General features: G+C 61.9%; 4 protein-coding genes and 1 pseudogene. All 5 read left to right on the forward strand.

Annotated features, from left to right (window positions below; genetic code table 11):
* Window positions 1–696: site-specific integrase (locus C0456_RS19705; RefSeq protein WP_291056135.1), on the forward strand; the 696-nt coding region annotated here is incomplete at its 5' end.
* Window positions 697–1,002: 306 nt separating this feature from the next.
* Window positions 1,003–1,674, forward strand: a complete 672-nt coding sequence (locus C0456_RS19710) for a cytochrome b/b6 domain-containing protein (RefSeq protein ID WP_208597792.1) — start codon at window positions 1,003–1,005, stop codon at window positions 1,672–1,674.
* A 51-nt stretch (window positions 1,675–1,725) separates the two neighbouring features.
* Window positions 1,726–2,397 (forward strand): response regulator transcription factor, encoded by a 672-nt coding sequence (locus tag C0456_RS19715; protein WP_060977086.1) that lies wholly within the window; start codon window positions 1,726–1,728, stop codon window positions 2,395–2,397.
* Window positions 2,398–3,411, forward strand: a complete 1,014-nt coding sequence (locus tag C0456_RS19720) for a HAMP domain-containing sensor histidine kinase (protein WP_060977085.1) — start codon at window positions 2,398–2,400, stop codon at window positions 3,409–3,411.
* A 151-nt stretch (window positions 3,412–3,562) separates the two neighbouring features.
* Window positions 3,563–3,817: pseudogene (locus tag C0456_RS19725) on the forward strand (NTP transferase domain-containing protein); the annotation flags it as partial.

Here is a 3,817-nt window from a genome sequence, read left to right on the forward strand (position 1 = left end):
AGGCAGGCAGGGCAGGTCGCACCCCAGCATCGCGATCCGCGCGATGTGATTGCCGATACCCTCGCGGGGATCCGGCGCGAACAGCGCGCGCGGCCGACGCGCAAGAAGAGCGCAATTCTGGCGGCTGATCTGGCGCGGATGATTGCAGCTGCTGAAGGCCAGAGTCCGCGGGCGGTCCGCGACCGGGCGGTGATGGCACTGGGGCTGGCGGCGGCGCTGCGGCGTTCCGAACTGGTCGCGCTACAACTGGCTGACCTCGAGCTGGTGCGGGAGGGTCTCAAATTGACGATCCGGCATTCCAAAACCGACCAGGAAGGGGAAGGGCAGGTCATTGCGGTGCCGTCGGGCAAGGTTCTCAAGCCCGGCGCGCGCCTCAACGAATGGCTCAGCGTAAGGGGAGGGGAGGCGGGTCCTTTGTTCTACCGCACCGACGCACAAGGGATGATGACCAAGGAGCCCATGTCAGATCGCTCGGTTGCCCGCCTTATCCAGCGCTACGCCGAAAAGGTTGGGCTCGATCCTGCCGTGGTTGGCGCGCACTCGTTGCGATCCGGATTCCTGACTGAAGCGGCCAAGGCCGGGGCTTCATTGCCCAAAATGCAAGAGGTGTCGCGCCAGAAAAAGGTCGAGGTGTTGCTTGGCTATGTCCGTGATGCTGCTCTGTTCGAGAACCATGCGGGCGAGAGATTTCTGTAGTCCTCGTTTTTGAGCGCTCACCGTGGCCGAATTGACCGGGTCTGGGACTTTCCGGTCTTTCCCGGACAAAATTTCCAGCGGCAGGTTCTGCCAAGACCAGACAATCAGTGATCGCACACCATCCTTGACCATTGCTCCCCAGTTACCTTCATCCAGCAACCATCGGCTCCACGAGTTCCGGGAGGCGACTTAAGTGTTTTACCGACCGTCAGGCTGGTGTCAGGTAGCTCAGCCATTAACGCCTCATAGGAGGCTGTTATGGCACATGGAATTGCATCACCAAAAAATCAGATCGCCGTTTGGGACTTGCCCGTCAGGCTGTTCCATTGGTCCCTCGTCACGGCCATCGTAGTAGCATTTCTTTCGTCTGAAGAGGATAGCGTGCTCGCGACCTGGCATATGACGGCAGGATGGATTGCTGCCGTGCTGATCGCATTTCGACTGAGCTGGGGCTTTATCGGCGGCAAGCATGCACGCTTTGCCAGTTTTGTCCGGCCCGGTGCGCTGCTGCCGCATCTGCGCGAATTGTTCAAAGGCAAGGCCGAACGGTCGGTGGGCCATAATCCGCTGGGTGGCTTGGCTGTTCTGGCACTGCTCGGCGGCACAGCTGCGGCGGTGTGGACCGGCGTCCAGCTGACCGGCGTGGGCGGCAGCGAAGAGCTGCACGAGACGATTGCCTATGGCCTGCTTGTGATGATCGCGGTGCATGTGATCGGCGTGATCGTGATGTCGGTGATGACGCGAGACAATCTCGTCCGCGCCATGGTCACCGGGCGCAAAACGGCGGCGGGGCTGCCGGTGCAGCAGTCCGAGCGCCCCCGCGCCCTGGCCGCGCTGGCAGGCGGCGCAGTCGTGGTAATGTCTGTCCTGGGCATATTGCGCTATGACAAGACGGCTTTTGATGGCGTATCGAGCGAAGCAGGCGAATATGAGCAAGGCAAGGCAGGCAGCACCGATGGCGATCACGACAATGACTGAGTGTCCGCGCCAAGGTTCCACAGTTGCCCAGCGACCCATGAGGCCAGACCCGTGCGATTGCTGATCGTGGAAGACAATGAACGCCTCGCCGGTCTGATCGCACAAGGTCTGGGCCGGCGGGGCTTTTCCTGCGATATTGCCCCGGATCTGGCGACAGCAGATGCATGCCTGGAAAGCGCTGCCTTCGATGCTGTCATCCTCGACCTTGGCCTGCCCGATGGCGACGGCATGACATGGTTGCAGCGCCAGCGCAGCCTGCGCCAGCTGATCCCGGCGCTGATGCTGACCGCACGTGGCGGGCTGGAAGACCGGATCGCGGGGCTCGATTCAGGCGCTGATGATTACCTGGTCAAGCCGGTGGATATTGAGGAACTGGCGGCGAGGGTTCGCGCCTTGCTGCGCAGGCCTGGGCCGCGTGCTGCGATACTTCTGGAAGCCGGGGCGCTCACCTTTGATCCGGTCAGCCGTGAGGCCCGCTGCGACGAGCGGGTGCTTGATTTATCCCGCCGTGAGGCTGACCTGCTGGAACTGCTGATGCGCAGACTGGGCACGGTTGTGTTGCGCGATACGATCGAGACCACGTTGTATAGCTTCAACGAGCCGGTAACCCCCAATGCGGTAGAGGCCACGGTATCGCGTCTTCGCCGCAAGCTGGACGAAGCAGGGCTTGCCGGGCAGCTGCACACGGTGCGCGGTGTCGGTTACATGCTGCGGAGCAGCTGAATGTCACGTCAGCCCACGTCCATCTTCAAGTCTCTGGCGCGCGGCCTTGCGGTGGTCGGGCTGGGCGGGACGGTGTTCCTGCTTGTTGCCGTGCTCATCGAATATCGCATCAGCTTTGCCGAGATGGCAACGGCAAATGCGTTGGAGGCCGCGCTCCATGAAATGGTGGAACACGTGCTGTTGCCCGTCGTCGCGCTGGTCGTGCCGATGACGGCCGCCGCCCTGTTCGTCATGCGACGAGCTTTCAAGCCGTTGACGGATGCAACAGAGCAGCTGAACGCCATTACCGGACGTGATCGCAACATCCGCATTGATGATCACAAGCTGCCCACCGAAGTCCGCCCGTTTACCGTGGCGGTCAACACCCTGCTGGGAAGGCTTGAGCAATCAGCATTGCATCAGGAGGCCTTTGCCGCCGATGTCGCGCACGAGTTGCGTACTCCGCTGGCGGCGATGGTTTTGGAACTCGATGGCATGACCGACCCTGCCGCTGCGCGTTTGAAAGGCGATGTCGCTGCCATGCGCCGGTTGATCGACCAGCTGATGTTGCTGGCGCAAATGGATGCGCAGGAGGCTGCAGCGACCGCGACCGACGATGTCGATTTGGCTGATGTCGCCAGCGATGTGGTTGCAAGATGTGCTCCGGCAGTGATCGCGCAAGGCCGCACCATTGAGCTGGTAAATGATGGCCAAAGGTTGGTGATCCGCGGGCGGCGCGAGGCGATTGCGGCGGCGTTGCGCAACCTCATCGACAATGCTGTGCGGGTTACGCCGAATGGCGGCACCGTTCACGTGGTGCTGGACGGCACTCCTGCCATTCGCGTGATCGACGGTGGACCTGGTCTGTCGCTGGATCAGCTCACCCAGCTGATCCAGCGCAACCGACGCGCCGACTATGCCAGCCCGGATGGCGCCGGCTTGGGCCTCGCGATCGTCGACCGCATCATGCAGGTGCACCGCGGCGCGATCCGCACCGATCCTGAGAACAGCGCGCTGATCCTCGACTTCAGCTGAACGATCGCTCCGTCAGGTTGCTGTCAGCTTCGGCGAGTAGGCAAAATCTCATCAAAATCCAAAGCATTAGTGGGCACGGTATCGTATCCCCCGTAATGCTTCACGGGAAGGGTTCGTGAATATGGTTGGTCGTTCGCCTCGATATTGGTCGGTGGCGCTTCTTGCGGGGCAGCGCCCTGGTGTCGATCCGCTGGCACGCGGCTTCAGGCGTTCTACCAAGGCGCTGATTCCGATCAACGGCAGGCCGATGATCGGCTGGGTGCTCGATGCGTTGCTGCAATCCCGTTACGTTGGGCGGGTCGTCATCATCGCGCAGGACAATGCGATCCTCGATGATCCTGCGCTTGCCCATTTCGCTTCCGATCCGCGCGTGGTGGTGAAATCGGGCCAGTCGGGTATTTCCCGC

It is taken from the genome of Hyphomonas sp. (assembly GCF_013823385.1).
GTDB lineage: Bacteria > Pseudomonadota > Alphaproteobacteria > Caulobacterales > Hyphomonadaceae > Hyphomonas.

What these genes read in the sequence shown, in the direction of transcription:
- C0456_RS19720 (WP_060977085.1), top strand. Translation starts at nt 2,398, where the DNA reads ATGTCACGTCAGCCCACGTCCATCTTCAAGTCTCTGGCGCGCGGCCTT.